Below are 17,724 nucleotides of genomic sequence, written 5' to 3'. Positions count from 1 at the left end.
GAGCAGCGTGAGCTCGCTGTCGACCGGCGTGAGTTCGCTCTCGACGGGTCTGAGCACGACCAACAGCAACCTCGACAGCCTGTCGACCTCGACCTCGAGCAGCGTGAGCTCGCTGTCCACTGGCGTGAGTTCACTGTCGACGGGCCTGAGCACGACGAACAGCAACCTCGACAGCCTGTCGACCTCGACCTCGAGCAGCGTGAGTTCGTTGTCGACCGGCGTGAGCTCGCTATCGACGGGTCTCTCCACGACCAACAGCAACCTCGACAGCCTGTCGACCTCGACCTCGAGCAGCGTGAGCTCGCTGTCGACCGGCGTGAGTTCGCTGTCGACGGGCTTGAGCACGACCAACAGCAACCTCGACAGCCTCTCGACGTCGACCTCGAGCAGCATGAGTTCGCTCTCGACGGGTCTCTCCACGACCAACAGCAATGTGTCGTTGCTGTCGACGGGTCTCTCCACGACCAACAGCAATGTGTCGTTGCTATCGACGGGTCTCTCCACGACCAACAGCAATGTGTCGTTGTTGTCGACGGGTCTCTCCACGACCAACAGCAATGTGGCATCGCTGTCGACGGGGCTCTCCACGACCAACGGCAATGTGGCGTCGCTGTCGACGGGTCTCTCCACGACCACCAGCAATATGGCATCGCTGTCGACGGGTCTGAGCACGACCAACAGCAATGTGGCATCGCTGTCCACTTCGACTTCGACGGGTTTCAGTTCATTGTCAACCGGACTCTCGACGACCAGCAGCAATGTCGCAAGTCTGTCGACGGGCTTGAGCACTACCAATAGCAGCATAGCGTCGCTGTCGACTACGGTGGCCCCAATCCTGAGTGCAAGTCAATTTGCTATTGCGTCGGGAGCCGCCGTCGGTACGACGCTGGAGGGAGCATCGAACGGTGACGGCACTGCTCAAACGCTCGGCAGATCTGGCACGCAAGCAAAGACAGTCAACGTGGCAACGTGCGGTTCTGCAAGCGGTGTGGACTCGACGGCGACGGGCCTGTGTGGGATGGCAACCGGCAACGGTGCCACCGCCTACGGTTCAAATAGCCAGGCGATCGCCGTCAACACCACCGCGATTGGCTTCCGTGCGGTCGCGTCGGTAGAAGGTGCTGTTGCTATTGGCCATAACGCGCAGGCGACGGGTGATCCGACCGTGGCGATTGGTGACAGCTCGCTCGCAGCGGGCAATAACTCGGTCGCACTTGGTGCATCGGCGCAGGCCACCGGCGTGAACTCGGTTGCGTTGGGCGCTGGTTCGATTGCCAACGAGGACAACGCGGTCTCGGTCGGCTCACCCGGCAACGAACGGCGTATCACCAATGTCGCAGCCGGTGTGAACCCGACCGACGCGGTGAACATGTCACAGTTGCAGGGTGTCCAGAACAACGTGAACAACGTTGCCCGCACTGCGTACTCTGGTGTCGCAATGGCCATGGCTATGTCCGGAACGTACATGCCGACGCTTGCTCCGGGTGAGCAGGAATTGGGTGCCGGGGTTGGCCAGTATCAGGGCTATAGCGCTGTCGCCGTGAACTTCAAGGGCTTGTCGCGCAACGGAAGGTGGTCTTATGGCGCGGGCATTTCGACTACGGGTCACGACGTCGGTATTAACGCGGGTGTAGGCTGGAAGTGGTAGTCGTAGTGAGCTCACGCGCAGCGTGGGCTCACGTAGCAGATCCCGAATCGAAGGAATCGGGATCTGCTACTGAATCGGAACCTGCGACCAATATGGAAAGATGATGTCAATCAGAATCGGAATTTCGGTTCTTACTCACGAGGGCCAGAATATCTGGCAGAACGGCCTCGGCCAGAATGTCATTTTTCTGGCCGAGGCCTTTCAGCGCTTGCCGTTTGTGGAGGCTGTGGTCCTGATCGATGTCGGGAACCAGAATGTGATGCCACATCAGGTTGACACTGCAGCGAAAAATTTGCGCGTGTTGACGCAACGCGAGTCCACCGACGAAGTGGACGTCATCGTGGAGATGGGCGGTGCATTGGACATCCAGTGGCTCGACCTGATGCGCGCCCGCGGCCGTAAGGTGGTGTTTTACTGTTGCGGCCAGCCGTATGTTGGCCTTGTCGAATCATCTGTGTTCGGCAAGCCCAGTCATGCGCCGCGCCCCGATCGCTGCGACGAAATCTGGCTGTTGCCCAAGGACGAGGCGTACACGCCACTCATGCGCACGCTACACCGATGTCCAGTGCATACGGTGCCGTTCATTTGGCATCCCCAGTTTCTCGAGCGACGCATCGTCGAGATAGCGGCACACGGGCTCGAATATGGTTACCGGCGACGCGGCGAGGTGGCTTCGTCTGCAATCGCTTTACGACAGGGCGGTTTGCGGGTAGCGATCTTCGAACCAAATATTTCGGTGGTCAAAACTTCAAGTATTCCGATGCTAGTCTGCGACGAGGCATACCGCGTCGACCGGTCCAGTGTCGCTGTTATGCACGTTCTCAACACGCTGCACATGAAGGATCATCTCACCATGCTGCATCTGGCGAATTCGCTGGACCTGGTGCGGGAACACAAGGCGACTTTCCACGGCCGTCACGATATTGTCGGTTTCATGGCACAGAATGCCGACGCGGTGGTATCGCACCAGTGGCAGAACGATCAGAACTATATGTATCTCGACGCGCTGTATGGCGACTATCCGCTGATCCACAACTCGCCCTGGTTGCGCGAGGTGGGTTACTACTATGCCGGCTTCGATGCTCGAGACGGTGCACGCCAGTTGCTGCTCGCCGGGCAGAACCACGACGGTACGCTTGCCGACTATGGTGAACGCTCACAGCGCCTGTTCGATGCAGTAAATCCGTTCAGTCAGGCCAACCTCGACGCCTACGCGGACAGGTTGCTTCATCTGTGCCGCGATAGCGGTTTGAGGCTCCAGGTATGAGCGCCGGGCAAAACACCACGCTTGTATCGCCGGAGGGGCTGCGTGTCGGCGTGTCGATCTATGTGCGTAAGGGCGAGCAGTCGCTGTGGGAAAACGGTATCTACCAGAACTGCATTTTTCTCGTGATGCTGCTGATGCGCTCGCCGCGGGTCAAGGCGACCTATCTGGTGGCGGGCGGAGGGGGCGGCGGTCCGGAGGATGCGCAGCATTTTCTTGCCAATTCGCCGGTGCCGCTGATCGACATGAACACGGCGGCCTCGAGTCTCGACGTGATGATCGAGATGAGTGCGCAGCTCGACCGCGAGTGGATAGTGAAATTCCGCGAGGGTGGCGGCAAGATCATCTCGATGCGCGTTGGCAACGACTACGTCATTGACATCGAGCGGATGGTTTTCGACCAGCCTCACGGGTTGCTGATCACGGGCGCGCCGTATCACGAGATCTGGACGTTGCCGGAGTACGAGAACACGTGCCTGCCATACTACCGTAGCGTATTTCGCGCGCCGGTCCGGATGATGCCGCACTTGTGGAGTTCTATGGTATTGGAGAAGGAAATCGCGCGCCTGCCACAAGGTCAGACGTTCGCCTATCAACCGGGACGCCGCCGCTGGCGTGTCGGCATCTTCGAGCCGAACATCTGCATGGTGAAAACGAGTTATGTGCCTATGCTGAGTTGTGAAGCGGCCCATCGTGACAATCCGGACATGCTGGAACATGTATGGGCCTATAACACGCTGAAAATGAAGGATCATCCGTCGTTCAACGGGTTCGCCAACAGTCTGAGCATCGTCAGGCATGGCATCACCTCATTCGAAGGACGCTTCCCGTTCTGTCTCGTGGTGCCTCGGGATGTCGATGCGATCGTCAGCCATCAGTGGGAAAACGCACAGAATTACGTCTATTACGAGGCGCTTTATGGCGGCTATCCGCTGATCCACAATTCGCATCTGATCGGTGCGTGCGGATATCGGTATCACGACTTCGATTGCGAAGAGGGTGGCCGTGCATTACTCCGTGCGTTTGCTGACCATGATGCAAACCTCGATAGTTATCGGCGCACAGCGAGCGAATTTTTGCGCGGATTGGATCCTGAGAATGAGGTCAATGTGCGTGTTTATAGTGAAGCGATTGACTCCCTTTACACACGGGCCTGACCGATGGAATCTGTTGCTTTGAAATTGCGCTTTGCCTGCACACTGGTTCTACTGACGATATCGCTGATGCCTTTCGGTAACGCATTTTCTCAGGCTGTGCTGGCACCGAAGGCACCGTCTGCACAGACCAACAATGCACTTGCGCTTGCTGCGACCGGCGTTGGCGTCAAGCAATGCCTGCCGGCGCTGACTTCGCTATCGGCGCTCGGTATCCGTGACAGTAATAACAACGACGTGCTGCTTGACTGGGACCGCAAGCGGCCCAGCAAGAGTTCGGTATTCTCGCTAATCGGCCTCGAATATCCATCCGACAGCGCTGCGATGTCGATCACAGCTGTTCCTGAAGCGGACGGCTCCTGCTCGGTTGCAGCGGAACGGATTTCGTTTGCACCGATCGTCTGCAAACGGGTAGCGCAACAGGAGCTGCAAGGCTATCAGGCGACCCAGCTACTCAACCGGATGGTGGTGTATGTCGAGGCACGTGAACCAGGTTCATCGGTGTCGTTGATTGACGCGCCTCCGGGCTGTTTGGTCATTCGCCGCTACGTGAAATTTTCGGCTGCGACGCCGGGTGTTGGGAAATAGGGGAGCCGTGCTATGAGCCGATTACGCATCGGGATTACCATCGGATTGCATCATGAGGCCGAAACGCTCTGGAATAACGGCATCAAGCAGAATGCCGTGTTCCTCGCGGAGGCGCTGCGCAATTGCCCGAATGTGGCAAGCGCACTGCTTGTTAACACGACGGCGATTCCGATCTCGAGCGCACTGCCGTGGGATCTCGAACGTTGGCCCACGGTGAGTTTCGAGGACGCAAAGGACAGCGTCGACGTGCTGATCGAACTCGGTGGTCAGATCGATGCGGCACAGACCGATTATCTGAAACGGCGTGGCGCACGGGTTGTGTCTTACTGTTGTGGGTTCGAGTACATCCACGCCATGGAGGCGGTCCTGTTCGGCAGACGGATGTCGGGAGGGAATCTGTTTGTCAACCAGCGCTACGATGACATCTGGGTGATTCCGCAGGTGGCGAACATAAGCCAATCGTACTTCGAGGTGTTACGGCGCCAGTCGGGCCGGGAGGTGCCATTTATATGGAGTCACGTATTTCTGGATGCGCGAGTACGGCGTCTGCCACACGCCGGTGAATATCAGCCACATGCGGGGCCGCGACGCCTGAGCGTAATGGAGCCGAACATCAACGTCGTGAAATTCTGCCTGTATCCTGCCATGATCGCGGAACTCACTTACCGCGAACGGCCTGATGAAATCGCACTGTTGCAAGTGACCAATGCGGAGCAGATCGCGCGTAACAATGTAGAGTTTATCGCGTTGATGAATCAGCTTGATATTGTGCGCGAACACAAAGCGGTGTTTCTTGGGCGCCATGATACGCCGGCGTTCCTGGCCGAAAACACCGATATTGTCATATCCCACCAGTGGGAGAACCCACTCAATTATTTTTATCTTGAGGTCTGCTGGCAGGGTTACCCGCTTGTGCATAACGCGACGCTCTGTGCGGATCTGGGCTACTACTATCGCGACAACGACGTTCACGATGGCGCACATCGGGTTATTGAAGCAATCGACACCCACGATGCGCAACACGCGTTTTATCGTGAGCGCCAGCGTGCGTTGATCCGACGTTATCTGCCTGACAATCTGCAATTGGTCGAAACATATAGCGCGCTGCTTGACGAGCTTGTGCGCAGACCAATTCGATAGACCGCTTGGAAAATAGAGTTACCTTGCTATAGCCGACGTGGTGTTTGCAGACAGGCCGTCCGCTTCTTTAGCGTGCCGCGCGCTGAATCTTGTGGAAAGAGCGCCATCCGCCGCACGTCTCAAGCCTTGCAACTTGCGCGGCAAATCGTGCGTGCTACCGCATGCATCCACGCCAATCACGCAATGGGCAGATTGCCAAAGAATGCACTGGCTTGATCACGCTTGACCTGCTTTTTCAGTGAGCGGATCGCTTAGGCGAAAAGTCGTCGCGGCGGCGTGTCGTCAGGCGCTCAGGCGGCGTCGGCCACGCGGCATGCATGGTCGAGCAGGCCTTCGGCCGTGCCGCTGCCGTCGTCGACCTCAGTGCCGCTATTCACGATCAGCCAGCCGTCCGTTGCGGCGGACGGTCCCGCGCCTGTCACGAGGATGGTTTGCGTGGCCATTGCTGCGGCGTGCTGATTGTCGCGTGCGACCACGCGGAACGGATTGCCGGCCTCGCTGAGCGCGGTCACGCGCATGATCCGGTAACGCGTGCCGTCGAGCGTATCCCACTGCCACTTGCCGGGCGCGTCGTTCGCGTGCCTGGCGAGCGCCGCGCTGACGTCGCGGCGCATGCAATCGATATGGATGTGCAACTGGTTCTGCGAACGGCGATATTCGGAGTTGATTTCGAGGCCGAGCTGATTGTCGGGCAAGGTGCGCCCGACGGCACTCTCGACATAATGCCGCGAGCCCCACGCGTCGACCCAGTAGTCCTGCGCGTGCGGCGCGAGCACGGCGGGGCTCTCGATGCCGGTGATACGGTCGGTCGGAATCAGCAGATATTGCGAGCGTCCGAGAATATCCTTCAGGATTACATAACGTTTGTCGAGATCGACGTTCGTGCATTGGCCCGGCGTGCCGGTCGCCTGCTGCGACGGCACGCAGCGCATATCGACGATTTTCCACAGCGCGTTGGAATCGACCGTGGCGAGACGCGCGCATGCGGCGGCGAGTACCAGAACCAACACCGTGGCCAGTCTGGCGGCATTGCGGAAGAAGGGGCGTGGCGGGCAGGCGGAGGTGGGTGTCGTCATCGGCACTCGGGTGGGTGGTTGGGTTGGCGTTGCGACGGGCAATCAAAGCGGGCAATCAAAGCGGGCATCAAAGCGGGCATCAAAGCGGCGGCGCGGGCACCGCGCCGAGCAACTGCTCGAACGCGACGCCGATCGCCAGCAGCCGTCGGTCCCCGCCAAGCGGTCCGTCCAGCTCGAGGCCGACCGGCAAGCCGCTCGCGGTCATCCCCGCGGGCAGCGACAGCCCCGGGATGCCGGACGTGCTGGCCGGATCGGTATTGCGCAGGAACGCCTCCATCGTGTCGATCGACGGCGCGCCATCGATCGACACCACCGACGATCCATTCACGTCGTCGATCGGCACGGCGGCCAGACGCGTGGTCGGAAACAGCAGCGCGTCGAGGCGCTCATCGGCGAACGTCGCGGCGATGTACTGCTGCAAGCGCGGCCGCCAGTAATTCAGCGCGGCCGGGTAGTGGGCACCGGTCACATCGGCGAGGACGTCGTCGTAGATCGCACGCACGTCCGGGCTCGCGATGCGCGCGGCGATGTCGGCGACGGTCCTGACCGGCGCGTGGTTGGCGATCAGCCAGGCGAGCACGTCGTCGCCCGCTTCGTGGATCGCGATCGGGCCGCTCACCATGCTGTTCAGGTGTTCCAGCTCGCTCATGGCGACCGGCACAAACACGACGCCCGCCGCTTCGAGCGTGGTCAGCGCGGCACGCGCGACGTCTTCCACTTGCCGCTCCAGGCCGTCCCACAGTGGCACGGGCAGGCCGATGCGCAGGCCGCGCAGCGTCAGCGCGGGCAACGGGCCAGCCGCGGTGATCACGCCATCGAGCAGCGCGAGATCGGCGACCGTGCGCGCCATCGGGCCCACGGTGTCGCGCGTATGACTGATCGGCACCACGGCGTTCGGATCGTGGTAGCGCCGCTCGGCGCCGCCATTGCCAACCGACGGACGCAAGCCGGCCGTGCCCGTCAACGCGGCCGGAATGCGGGTCGAGCCGCCGGTGTCGGTGCCCAGACCCGCGGGCACGATGCGCGCGGCGATCGCCACGGCGGTGCCGCCTGACGAGCCGCCCGGAATCAGCGAGGGATCGTAGGGATTGCGCACCGGGCCCGCATGCGTGGCGAGGTTCGTACTGGTGATGCCAAACGCCAGTTCATGCATATTGGCCTTGCCGAGCACGATCGCGCCGGCGTCGATGAGCCGCTGCACCGACGGCGCGTTCGTCGTGGGCGCAAAGCCTTCGAGCGCGGGCGTACCCGCCGAAGTCTGCAGGCCAGCGGTGTTGATGTTGTCCTTGACGACGACCGGCAAGCCGGCGAGCGGCAATTGCGCTTTCGCGGCGCCAGACAGGCCGTCGATGCGCCGCGCGGCGGCGAGCGCACCGTCGAGATCGAGCGTGGTGAGCGCGTTCAGGCTGGAGAGTGCGGCGGCGCGGGCGAGCAGCGTGGCCACGTAGTCAGTGGCTTTGAGCTGTCCGGACTGGATCGCGGCGACCGCTTGCGTGGCGGTCAGCGCGAGTTGTTGATCGACGGTCCATGTCATGACCGGCGTCTCCTTACCGTGGGGTGCGTTGCCGGCGCCAGGGTTGGGCGAAGCGCGGCGCTTGACTTGCGCGCCCGCAACGACGGGTCGCCGATCACCGCGAATTCAGCAGCGAGGAGGCTGTCGGGCGGCGGCATGCGCCAGCCCAACCGCATGGGCCAGCCGATCCGCGTGATAAGCCCGCAGACCGCGCTGCGCGCGGGCCGACGCCGCGCGATATCCGGCGGCCTCGGGAGGGATATTCGGCAACATCGACAGGTGTATCGGACATGGCAAGCGTCCAGAAGGCGAACTCGACGTGTTGCCCATTCTGGCACAAGTGCTCAAAAGCCGAGGCCGGGCCTCAGGACGGTCCGGCTCTCGCTGTCGGCTGCTGGCGCGCGCATGGCCCGCCGGATCGCGCCGCGACGGCGCGTCCTGCCGCAAGTGCCGCGATAGGCGCGATGGGCCCGATCGGCGCAACGCCCATCGCCGCCGCGAGCGCGTCGATAAACGTTACTGGTGGTTATCGACCCACATGCGTCCCCATCGGAACGCATAGGCGAGCGCGTGCTCCTCGTCGAAGAAGTAATCGAGTGCGTCGAACGAGTAGGCTTTGCCGTTGCTCGCGGCGGGCTCCTCGATGGTCAGGTTGGCGGCGAACAACCCGTTAGGCATCAGTTGTGCGGCCGGAGCGACCTCGTAGCCCTTGTAGCGGATATGTGACTTCATGGTCTTGACGTGTCGGTGTGCCCGCGTGTGTTGCAAAAACCAGTGCGTGGGGACGTAACCCGGTGGCGCCAGGCATTCGTGAGTTGCCGGCTGGGTCAAGCGTAGAGCGCGCTGCGCAGCGGGTGAACCAATCTTTCGTCGTAAGCAAATCAGCGGGGTTCGGGAGCGGTCTTCGGGAGCCCGGATCGGATCATATTCGCTGTGCTCGATACTATCCGCCTGAGCGGACCGGTCGTCTGTTGCATGGCGCACTGTTCGCGCAAACACCGGCGCCGGGGACTGCCAGCGAGACCCCGGTATCGTGGGCAGCGCCATTCAAACCGCGTGCAAGCGCCGCGCGGACCGCGCTTCGTCGAGCGCGGTCCCGGAGGGAGTCGAAGATGCGGCCCTGGAGGCGGCCGTAGACGCAGCCGTGGCCGAAGCGGGGTCCGCCGCACGAGGCGCGTTGAACGCCAGCGCGAATTGCGCGGCCTGCTGGCCGACCGTCGCGAGCTGATCGACGACTTTCGGGTCGGAGCAGGTGTCGACGCTATCGAAGCGCGTTTCCAGCGTGTTGATGCCCGCGCCGAACGGCGTCGGCCAGCCGCGCAACGCATGGACGATCGAGCGCAGCGACGTGAGCACCGAACCGGCCGCCTGCCAGCCATACGCGGTGACGATGCAGCCGACCGCGCGGCCGTCCAGATACGGGCGTTCGTCGGCGCGCAGTTCCTCGAGCGTGTCGAGCGCATTCTTGACGAGCCCGGACACGCCGCCGTGATAGCCGGGCGTCGCGATGATCAGCGCGTCCGCGTGGCGTACCGCTTCGATCAGTTCGAGCTGTTCGTCGGTCCGTTCCGAATCCTCTGGCGCGTAGTGGGGCAGGCTATGCAGGAAGCTGCCGCCGAACAGGCGGGTGTGCGCGCCGGTGGCTTGCGCGCCGCGCAACGCAAAGCCGAGCGCGCGCTCGGTCGACGACGCGGCGCGCGTCGTGCCGCCGATGCCGATGACGAGTGGGCGGCGATGATGGTCGAATCTGCTCAACGAAATGCTCCTTCGGTAGCGGCTCACGGCCCGCTGGCGCGGGGCTGCGCGCAGACGGACCGGCGCGAACCGGGCTGTGAAGTGTCATCTTAATGAGCGCCGGGCGCGCGGCTAAGCGACTTTTTGTTCTAACCATATAACCGCGCGGGGTCGGCGCATCCGTCCAATGCACGTGAAGGCGTGCCGGATAAGCATATGGCGAACGCCTGGTTGGGGACGCGAGCGCGCATGGTTATGATCGGATCGTCTCCTCCATGACATCTCCTTGAAATGGGACTTGGCCTCGCCACGTGAGTGGCGAGGCCTTTTTTTGTCTTCGCGGCGGCGTCGGCGCGGGCCGTTTCGCGATCGAGCCGCGGCTCGCATGCTACGATGGCCAGCGATGAATCCCGGCGAGGTCGAGCAGGAATGACAACCCTATATGACACGCTCGGTGTGCCAGCGAACGCCACCGACGACGAAATCAAGCGGGCTTACCGGAAGGCGGCGATGAAGTGGCATCCCGATCGCAATCACGGCGCCGAGGAGGGCGTGGCGCGCGCCGCCTTCCAGGAAATCAAGGATGCGTATGCGATCCTCTCCGACGCCGCGCAGCGCAAGATCTACGATCAGGTCTATGCGGAGCAGATGCGCGGCTGGGAAGCGCAGCTCGCGCGTCAGCGGCAGGCCGAGGCGAAGCGCGAAGCGGCGGTGCGTGCCGCCGACGAAGCGGCGTATGCGGAGATGGTGTCGGTGGCGATCCGGTTCGCCGACGAAGGTCACAATCGCGACGTCCTGTTCGGTGTGCTGCTCGGGCGGCAATGCGAGCCGCGTCGCGCCGCGCAGATCGCGGACAGCGTGGCGGCGCTGCAGGCGTCGCGTCGCGAGCGCGCGCAGGCCGACATGGCCGCTGATTCAACGGATGCCACCGATGCGGCCGACGCTGCTGACGCGGCCGCGAGTTCCGGTGCATCGGCGCGGGCCGCAGCGGCTTCAGTGCAGCAGGAGGACTCCGCGCACAACCCGCGGGGCCACCGCGCAAACCAGCCAAACCGCGCAAACCAGCCGAACTACGCAAAACGCGATGAACCGGCAGCCGACGCGCATCCGGCCGGAACACTGAGTAGTCTGTGGTTTCAGTTTCTGAACGGCTTGCGTTTTTGACGGATTATGCGCACTGGCTACTGATTCGCGTCAGCTCGGACGCGATTTCGTCGATATAGGGATCGCACAGGCCGGAGTCCGCCAACGCGTGTTGCAGCTTGAACACGTATTCGGCGTTCGTGCCGAACAGGCCCGTCGCCACGGCCATCAACGGCGCGATCGCGGCCGTGCGCGCATCGCGTTCGTATTGCAGATCGTCGGGCTTGGCGACGAAGGCGATCGCGGCCAGCTGGGTGCCGTCGTCGAGCGTGACCGGCGCCCAGGTCGGCCGATAAGCGCCGGTCACCATTTCGCGAATCCACAGAATCCGCAGCTCTTCCTCGAGCGACGCACCACCCAGGCGTAACGCGACGCCTTGCGTGCTGCCGCCCGGCTCGAGCGCGAGCATGCGCCCCGGCTGTTCCGGCGTGCCGCGTCCGGCGATCAGCCGGATACAGAAACTGCGATGCCAGCCGTGCAGTGTCGCGGTACGGCGGCTGTCGAAGTCCGAAATCGGATTCCACATCAGCGAGCCGTACGCGAAGACCCAGACCTCGCCATCGTGCGGACGCCGCTGCAGGGTCTGCGCGAGCGATGCGTCGATCCGCTCCTGGGTCCACAGCATCTCGCTGGGCAGCGAATCAAAACTCTCCAGGTATGCGCCGGAGCGAATGGCGTTTCTGTTCAGCATCCGTGAGTCTCGTGGTGGTGGCTGTCGCGAGCCCGATCGGCAACGCGGGCGGCCGCAAAAAACAACCTGCAGTATGAACGCGCGACCGCGGGGGGATAAATCCGTCCGCGAGAAAAAGTGCGTCGCGCGGCGCATGCCAATCAACGCACGCGTCCGTGTCGGTATGCGACAGACAGGGTAATGTAAGGTTAATCCTCACGCTGGTACACTGCCGGGCATGCGTAGCGCATCGCGCTCGGAGCCCCTCAGTTGAAACCCTGGTGCAAATTCTGTAGCGCGCAAAATTAAGACATCGTAGTGTCACGGAGGCGCAAGACTGGGTAGGCAAAATGTCGCCCAGAAGCAAAATAAAAATACGGGTACGGGATGAGCGTGACCAGAAAATATAAAGTGCTGTTTCTTTGCCGCGATAATTCAGCGCTCGGCATCATTGCCGAGGCTTTGCTGCGCGAGTTGGCAGGGCATCGGTTCGACGCATTCAGCGCGGGGCCGGAGCCGGCCGCCCGGATTCATCCGCTGGCGCTCGCCCAATTGCGCCGTGGCATATCGGGCCGCGACCTGCTCAGCCCGAAAAGCTGGCTGGAATTCACCGGTGAGTGGGCGCCGCGCATGGACCTCGTCATTGCACTGGACGAATCCGTCAACGCACACCATGTGCCCGCGTTTCCGGGGGCGCCTTCGTTGCGTTGCTGGACGGTTGCCAATCCGCTCGGCGACGGCCTGTCGGACGATGAACGCGTGCGGCTATTCGACAAGATGTTCTGGCAGATCGTGCGGCAGGTCGGCGCGTTCATCGCGTTGCCGCAATATGCGGCGCCGCCGGTGCGGGACATGGGCGCTCTGATGGCGGCCTCCGCAAGCGCCGCAGCACCCGCAAGCACGGGCATGAGCACGACCGATAACGACTCGCCGCGCGCCGCCGACAGCTACGCAAGCCATCCAGCCGCCAGCTCAGCGAGCGGCGCGACGTTCACCGCGACGCTTGCCGCCGAAACCACGGCGACACAGCCGAGCGTGGTTCTGAGCGTCGATTGACGCACGAAATTTTGCTTGGCAAGCCCGTCGGGCTGCTGCGAGCCGAGTGTAGTTCGTTCAAGAATTGCGGGGCCGGATTATTGGACGCAACGCATGATTACGCCGCACTCGCCGGATATACGGCGGGCACGAATTTCTGCGTGCAAAGCGGCGGCACGCTCGCGTCGGTGTTTCATATGCGTGCGTCAGCGAACCTCTCGAACCGGCGAGGTCCCACGGGAGAATGCGGGGATAAACTTTTTGCGCCAGCGGCTCAATAGCCTGGCAGCAGCTCAACGGTTATTCGGACGCGCGAGCCGGCTACCTGCGAACGGGTCGTTACTCCAGTCCACATGTTTTTTCTGGGGTTGCGGGGCGGGGGCCGGTTTGGCGGCCAATTCGAAGTGGTCGATGGATTGCCCCGCGCTGATCGCCTGCTTGAGCCATTGGGGCATTTCACCCTGGCCGTCCCAGCTGTCTCCGCTCGCGCTACGGTAGCGTTCGGCTTTTTGCGCCGCCGGTTCGGACGCCAGCACGGCAGCCAGGTCTTCTGGCTTGATACCAAACTCTTCCATGCGATGGCGGAGATACGCAATCATGCTATCTCGCTTCCTTTCGTCCATAAGATATTCGTCCTTCTAAAACGTCCAGCGTTCTGTCAATTACAGATTGCAAGGGAAAGACGCGATGCATCGCGCCTATTTAAGCGAGCCGGACCGCGTGGGGTTATCGATTGAAGGAAATTCCACGAGCCGCGCCGAAAACGCTGCCCCATAAATCGCGCTACAGCCTATGCCAAACCCGGCCGCCTATAAGATTGCCGTGCCAATCGCTGCCAATTGGTGCATATCGCATCACTTCGCCCGCGCGGCGAAACAACGCGGGATAAGCGTTGAGGCCGAACGGAAAGAACTGTGGTAACAATGCACTGACTGCGAATGGCTGGTTTCACGTCCACGCTCCGTCTTCCGCCGGTGTCTCGCGCGTGCCGTTTTTTACATTATGGCAGCATCATAGCGCACTGTAACGGCAAAGCACGCACCGGCGCCGCTGATTTTGTCTGCAATGCGGTTTATCCAACAGTATGGCACGCCGCACGCGAGCGGGCCCCGGATTGCATTCCCAGGCGGGCGACCTATAACGAAACTGCGGAGCACATATTCGCGCTGCCAGCTTGTGGCGGCTGATTCCGGACACCTGCGAGAACGCGTCCCACATCGGTTGCAGGTCTGGCAATTATTTATTCGTTTAGTTCGATGACCCGCCGCAGCAGTCAGGCATCGTCATCGACCCGTTCCTCAGCCCGATTGGGCGAACTGGCTTTTTTCGCGGATCAATTCTTTAGGAGGACGAGAACTGCTGCGCCGGATTCGAGGAGTCTGGACATGAAATTACGTTTATTGATGGTAGTCGCAAGCGCCCTTCTGCTTCTCGCACCCAGAACGGCCAGCGCCACGCAGCCGGAGGGCCAGCCGGGTGCGGCCGCGTCGGGCCGTGCGCTGATGGAACAGAACGCGAACGAGTCGGCGCAGGCCACGACTGACATGTCGCTCGGCGAAACCGGGCAGGGTACGCAGGCGGTGCAAAACGTGTCGTATGGCGGCGTGGCCGCGGGACAGTCAGACTCGGGCAGCCGACGTTCTCCGCCGTGCACTTCCGGACCGCAATGCAAAATCTATTTCGGTCAGTGACTATTTGTGAGCGGGAGCGCGGTGCCTGGCAGAAGGTGCCGCGTCCCGCCGGGACTTCGCGCAATCACGGTGTCTTGCATCGGGCGATCACATCCATTCGCGCAAACGTGTTGCGTGCAAATTGCCAGCGCGACTCGCGCTCGACATACTGCACGAGCGGCTGCGATTTTCCGCAGTCGTCGGCGAGCGATTCAAGACGAAGGTTGGTTTCTTCCATGCGAAATTCGATGTCTGCAACGGGTCGTCCTGGCAATGGACTAGCGAGTCGTGTGCGGGTCGCCGAGATGGTGGCGAAGTAGTGTTTCGGAGGTGTTTCGGAGCAGGCCGCATACCCCGCTGCTAATAATCCGTTGTGGGGCGAATGCGGTCTTTGAGAAAAAAATTCCCCCACTGGTTCATTTGGTGTGCGTACGAAGTGCCGCCTGGATGGCCGCTTTCGGTTCGAGATAAATCAGGCGCAATAGTGCCTTGCTATTGCTTTACACGTTTGCTAGCATCCCCTAACGGTTTTCAATAATCAACACCTTGTCGCCTTTCAAGCCCGCACAAGTCGGCCGTGCGGCAGCCAACGTCTCTGCGAGGAACGCGTTATGGCTAGCCACCTGTTCACCCCCTGACGCTCGCAAGAGAGCGACGCGCAAAGCACTGTGGGCTTTTGCGTCTCATCGTCTGTAAAAGAGCGCTCCTTTGCGCCGCATCTGGGACGTGGGCATTGCTTTTCGCGATTTTTGCATAATAGATTGCGCGAGAACTGCCTTTGTCTTTAAAAGACGGAGATCAGTGTGAAGAAATCGGTTACCGGGTCCTGTCGTTTTTTGATAGCGGGAATTCTGCCGGTTTTGGATGAAAGTTCATTCGCACAAAGCGAAGCCGACAATGCGAACAAAGGCGATAGCCTGCTCAATCCATCGTTGTTGTTCAACGTACAGAACTATTACGCGCCGAGCGTATTCGGCGTGAACGCACATAACAACAAGCTGCCTTTCTCGTGACCACAGGTTTCAGCGAGGCCGACTGGCTTCATTGGCTCGATTGGCCCGATCGCCGTGCTGCACATTTTCCGGATGACCAACGCAATCAAAAGGAGTGTTTCATGGCTAGCCATACATCAAGGTCGAGTCTGGCTCGTGTCAAGACCATCCCGGTAGCGCTAGCGATTCTGCTCGCGGCTGCCTGCCCGGCCGTGGCTCAGGAAGCGGCCTCGGCGCCGCAGGCCGTCGGTGCGGCGGCGCTGCTTCACGTTCAGGCGCGGGTCGTCGAAATCGATCCGGATTCGAACAGCGTCACGCTGCTCGGTCCGCGCGGTGGCCTCTCGGTGATCGAAGTGAATCCCGAAGTAGCGGACGTGAAGAAGCTGCATGTCGGCGACATTTTGAACATCGCGTATCACAAGTCGGTTCTGATCGGTATCGACAAACTGGCGACGAGCGGGATCCGCCAGCGCATCGACACCGAAATCGCGCAACCGGCATCGGGCGGTGTGGTGGCGTCGGCGCGTCGGGTCGAAGTCGTGGCGACGGTACAGAAAGTCGACCGCAAGCACCGCACGGTCACGCTGCGTGGTCCGACGCGCACGGAAACGCTCGATGTCGCGCCAGACATTTCATTGGACGAGCTCAAGGTGGGCGACTCGGTTCGGGCCGTGTTCGTCTCTGCCGTTGCGGCCGTCGTGTCGCGCAACGGCGGCGAACCGAAGTGACGATGGCGGCGCGTGGGTGACGCACATCGTGGTGGGCGGCACGTCTCGCATCGCGAATCCGGCGTCGACCACGATGTGATCGAAGTTCGACGCCGTGCGCGGCAACGAGCGCCGACACCTGATCACGCTGCGCGCAAAAGATCATTCAACGGAACAGTAACGCATGAAACCCGCTGACGCACTCGAGCGCACAAAGCTCATTCCCGTTGATGACTCGTTCTTTATCGGCCCGACTCCCTGTCAGATCGGGTCCCGGCTAATACAACTAATCTAATAGCGACATCCCGTATCCCGGCTGAGATCAAGTAGCGACCGCGGTACGGGCCGGTTGGTGCGGTGAGTCAGGTCGTCGACCCTGGTTCAGGCCAAGGCCAACCTTTCTTCTCGAATGACGCGTTCGGCTTCGCGGACAATGTGGCCACGACCGGCGCCTGGATCGACGCTTCAACTGGTGCTTCAAGCGGCGCTTCGATCGGAATCGCCTCCTCTGCGACATGACGAACCGGCTTTGCCAAAGCGTCCGCATTCATAACGGGAAGCCCTGTTCCGAACCATGCCACCTTGTTCTGCAGGTAACTAACGTACCCGTTCCAGCCATCAGGGTTGCCATCGAAAAGGGCACGCTGAACAGTCGACGCCAGCGCAGTCCGATTCAGCTGCGCCTCAAGTAGCCTCTTCGGCCACAGGCAGAATGCACTGGCGACGCGTGCACTGAACTCGGCCACTGTCATCCTGGGCGCGAGCCCACGAAGAAACGCAAGGTCCCGCAATGCATCATCTTCTTGCGCAAGCTGCGCCACTAGTGTGGCCGGCGACTTCGTTCCGGCAAGATATGTCGCGGCTTCCAGAATGTCGCCGAGATGAAGCAAAAGTTCTCGTCTATCAAATCGGTCGTCCGTGACTTTATGTTCGTTCATTACGTGCTAGTGAAAAATGTTATGTCAGTGCAACGACTCGTGTCGTCACTTCTCATTCAATGCGTCTTCGTCGACGAGCTCGTCGTCTTCTGACTGCAGGATAGGCGCTGGGGCTTCGTTTTCAGTCGGTGCGTCGCCGTTGTCCGGGGCGTCGTTCGCGCGCTTGTCCTGGTCGTCGATGCGGCCGGCGGCACGGGTCTGTTCCAAGGGATGGTTCATCATCGTGTGCTCCAGAGAGGGAGGTCGTAGCTTGTGTGACTCCGCACAGCGCGCTGCGTTCACTTTCCGTTGGGTCAAGTCGATATTCAACTGCACCACGCGCGTGGGAGCGCTGCAAAAATATCTGATGACAGGGACAGACCTCACTATGAGCGCAAGTCGATGGAGGCTGGCGCAATGGAGATTGAAGTAACACATCGCGACGCACCAAACTTTCCCTCGCAATTCAAACG

At 61.4% G+C, this 17,724-nt stretch carries 20 protein-coding genes; 10 read left to right on the top strand and 10 right to left on the bottom strand.

The window, feature by feature from the left end; translation table 11 throughout:
* On the bottom strand, window positions 1-804 hold an 804-nt coding region (locus BN2475_RS36275), incomplete at its 3' end, for a hypothetical protein (RefSeq protein ID WP_281254278.1).
* Between the two features lie 214 nt (window positions 805-1,018).
* Between BN2475_RS36275 and BN2475_RS36270 the strand changes: the two genes are divergently transcribed.
* The 5 genes from BN2475_RS36270 (at window position 1,019) to BN2475_RS27300 (ending at window position 5,794) form a co-directional block, all read left to right on the top strand.
* Window positions 1,019-1,648: a YadA family autotransporter adhesin gene (locus BN2475_RS36270; RefSeq protein ID WP_281254276.1), complete on the top strand. Its 630-nt coding sequence runs from the start codon at window positions 1,019-1,021 to the stop codon at window positions 1,646-1,648.
* Window positions 1,649-1,757: 109 nt separating this feature from the next.
* Window positions 1,758-2,915 (top strand): DUF2827 domain-containing protein, encoded by a 1,158-nt coding sequence (locus BN2475_RS27315; protein WP_094782578.1) that lies wholly within the window; start codon window positions 1,758-1,760, stop codon window positions 2,913-2,915.
* Window positions 2,912-4,069 carry a DUF2827 domain-containing protein gene (locus tag BN2475_RS27310; protein WP_094782571.1) on the top strand — a complete coding sequence of 386 codons (1,158 nt, stop codon included), beginning with the start codon at window positions 2,912-2,914 and terminating at the stop codon, window positions 4,067-4,069. The genes BN2475_RS27315 and BN2475_RS27310 overlap by 4 nt, the downstream gene beginning before the upstream one ends.
* 3 nt (window positions 4,070-4,072) lie before the next feature.
* Entirely contained in the window at window positions 4,073-4,654 is a 582-nt protein-coding gene (locus tag BN2475_RS27305) for a hypothetical protein (protein ID WP_094782570.1), read from the top strand.
* A gap of 12 nt (window positions 4,655-4,666) precedes the next feature.
* Entirely contained in the window at window positions 4,667-5,794 is a 1,128-nt protein-coding gene (locus BN2475_RS27300; RefSeq protein WP_094782569.1) for a DUF2827 domain-containing protein, read from the top strand.
* A 290-nt stretch (window positions 5,795-6,084) separates the two neighbouring features.
* On the opposite strand, the gene BN2475_RS27295 is transcribed toward BN2475_RS27300, so the two are convergent.
* The 4 genes from BN2475_RS27295 to BN2475_RS27280 form a co-directional block, all read right to left on the bottom strand.
* Entirely contained in the window at window positions 6,085-6,870 is a 786-nt protein-coding gene (locus BN2475_RS27295) for a CDP-diacylglycerol diphosphatase (protein ID WP_094782568.1), read from the bottom strand.
* Between the two features lie 79 nt (window positions 6,871-6,949).
* Complete coding sequence (gene iaaH, locus BN2475_RS27290) at window positions 6,950-8,404, bottom strand: indoleacetamide hydrolase (protein ID WP_094782567.1); 1,455 nt, start codon at window positions 8,402-8,404, stop codon at window positions 6,950-6,952.
* A gap of 495 nt (window positions 8,405-8,899) precedes the next feature.
* Entirely contained in the window at window positions 8,900-9,115 is a 216-nt protein-coding gene (locus BN2475_RS27285; RefSeq protein WP_094782566.1) for a transcriptional regulator, read from the bottom strand.
* 315 nt (window positions 9,116-9,430) lie between these two features.
* Complete coding sequence (locus BN2475_RS27280) at window positions 9,431-10,138, bottom strand: NADPH-dependent FMN reductase (RefSeq protein ID WP_094782565.1); 708 nt, start codon at window positions 10,136-10,138, stop codon at window positions 9,431-9,433.
* 408 nt (window positions 10,139-10,546) lie between these two features.
* Between BN2475_RS27280 and BN2475_RS27275 the strand changes: the two genes are divergently transcribed.
* The gene (locus tag BN2475_RS27275; protein ID WP_094782564.1) at window positions 10,547-11,281 is read left to right on the top strand and encodes a J domain-containing protein; all 735 of its coding nucleotides are present in this window, start codon (window positions 10,547-10,549) and stop codon (window positions 11,279-11,281) included.
* A 4-nt stretch (window positions 11,282-11,285) separates the two neighbouring features.
* Here the strand turns inward: BN2475_RS27275 and BN2475_RS27270 are convergent, their stop codons facing one another.
* Window positions 11,286-11,951 carry a gamma-glutamylcyclotransferase gene (locus BN2475_RS27270; protein ID WP_094782563.1) on the bottom strand — a complete coding sequence of 222 codons (666 nt, stop codon included), beginning with the start codon at window positions 11,949-11,951 and terminating at the stop codon, window positions 11,286-11,288.
* Between the two features lie 372 nt (window positions 11,952-12,323).
* Here BN2475_RS27270 and BN2475_RS27265 point away from each other — a divergent pair, with 372 nt between their 5' ends.
* Complete coding sequence (locus BN2475_RS27265) at window positions 12,324-12,986, top strand: arsenate-mycothiol transferase ArsC (RefSeq protein WP_094782577.1); 663 nt, start codon at window positions 12,324-12,326, stop codon at window positions 12,984-12,986.
* Window positions 12,987-13,258: 272 nt separating this feature from the next.
* Here the strand turns inward: BN2475_RS27265 and BN2475_RS27260 are convergent, their stop codons facing one another.
* Window positions 13,259-13,588: an H-NS histone family protein gene (locus tag BN2475_RS27260; protein ID WP_094782562.1), complete on the bottom strand. Its 330-nt coding sequence runs from the start codon at window positions 13,586-13,588 to the stop codon at window positions 13,259-13,261.
* Between the two features lie 762 nt (window positions 13,589-14,350).
* Here BN2475_RS27260 and BN2475_RS27255 point away from each other — a divergent pair.
* A complete protein-coding gene (locus BN2475_RS27255; RefSeq protein WP_094782561.1) occupies window positions 14,351-14,656 on the top strand; it encodes a hypothetical protein in 306 nt (101 codons plus the stop codon).
* A 64-nt stretch (window positions 14,657-14,720) separates the two neighbouring features.
* Here the strand turns inward: BN2475_RS27255 and BN2475_RS34375 are convergent, their stop codons facing one another.
* Window positions 14,721-14,873 carry a hypothetical protein gene (locus BN2475_RS34375; RefSeq protein WP_159444615.1) on the bottom strand — a complete coding sequence of 51 codons (153 nt, stop codon included), beginning with the start codon at window positions 14,871-14,873 and terminating at the stop codon, window positions 14,721-14,723.
* Window positions 14,874-15,438: 565 nt separating this feature from the next.
* Between BN2475_RS34375 and BN2475_RS33905 the strand changes: the two genes are divergently transcribed.
* Together BN2475_RS33905 and BN2475_RS27250 are read left to right on the top strand one after the other, a co-directional pair.
* A complete protein-coding gene (locus BN2475_RS33905) occupies window positions 15,439-15,648 on the top strand; it encodes a hypothetical protein (RefSeq protein ID WP_143325921.1) in 210 nt (69 codons plus the stop codon).
* A 101-nt stretch (window positions 15,649-15,749) separates the two neighbouring features.
* Window positions 15,750-16,355, top strand: a complete 606-nt coding sequence (locus tag BN2475_RS27250) for a hypothetical protein (protein ID WP_094782576.1) — start codon at window positions 15,750-15,752, stop codon at window positions 16,353-16,355.
* A gap of 341 nt (window positions 16,356-16,696) precedes the next feature.
* Here the strand turns inward: BN2475_RS27250 and BN2475_RS27245 are convergent, their stop codons facing one another.
* On the bottom strand, window positions 16,697-17,272 hold the full coding sequence (locus tag BN2475_RS27245) for a hypothetical protein (protein ID WP_094782560.1): 576 nt from the start codon (window positions 17,270-17,272) through the stop codon (window positions 16,697-16,699).
* Between the two features lie 45 nt (window positions 17,273-17,317).
* Window positions 17,318-17,494, bottom strand: a complete 177-nt coding sequence (locus tag BN2475_RS34370) for a hypothetical protein (protein WP_159444614.1) — start codon at window positions 17,492-17,494, stop codon at window positions 17,318-17,320.
* Between the last annotated feature and the right edge of the window lie 230 nt (window positions 17,495-17,724).

Source organism: Paraburkholderia ribeironis, assembly GCF_900019265.1.
GTDB lineage: Bacteria > Pseudomonadota > Gammaproteobacteria > Burkholderiales > Burkholderiaceae > Paraburkholderia > Paraburkholderia ribeironis.
The sequence above is the reverse complement of the archived record's forward strand: the minus strand, read 5'-3'. Positions and strand labels throughout refer to the sequence as shown.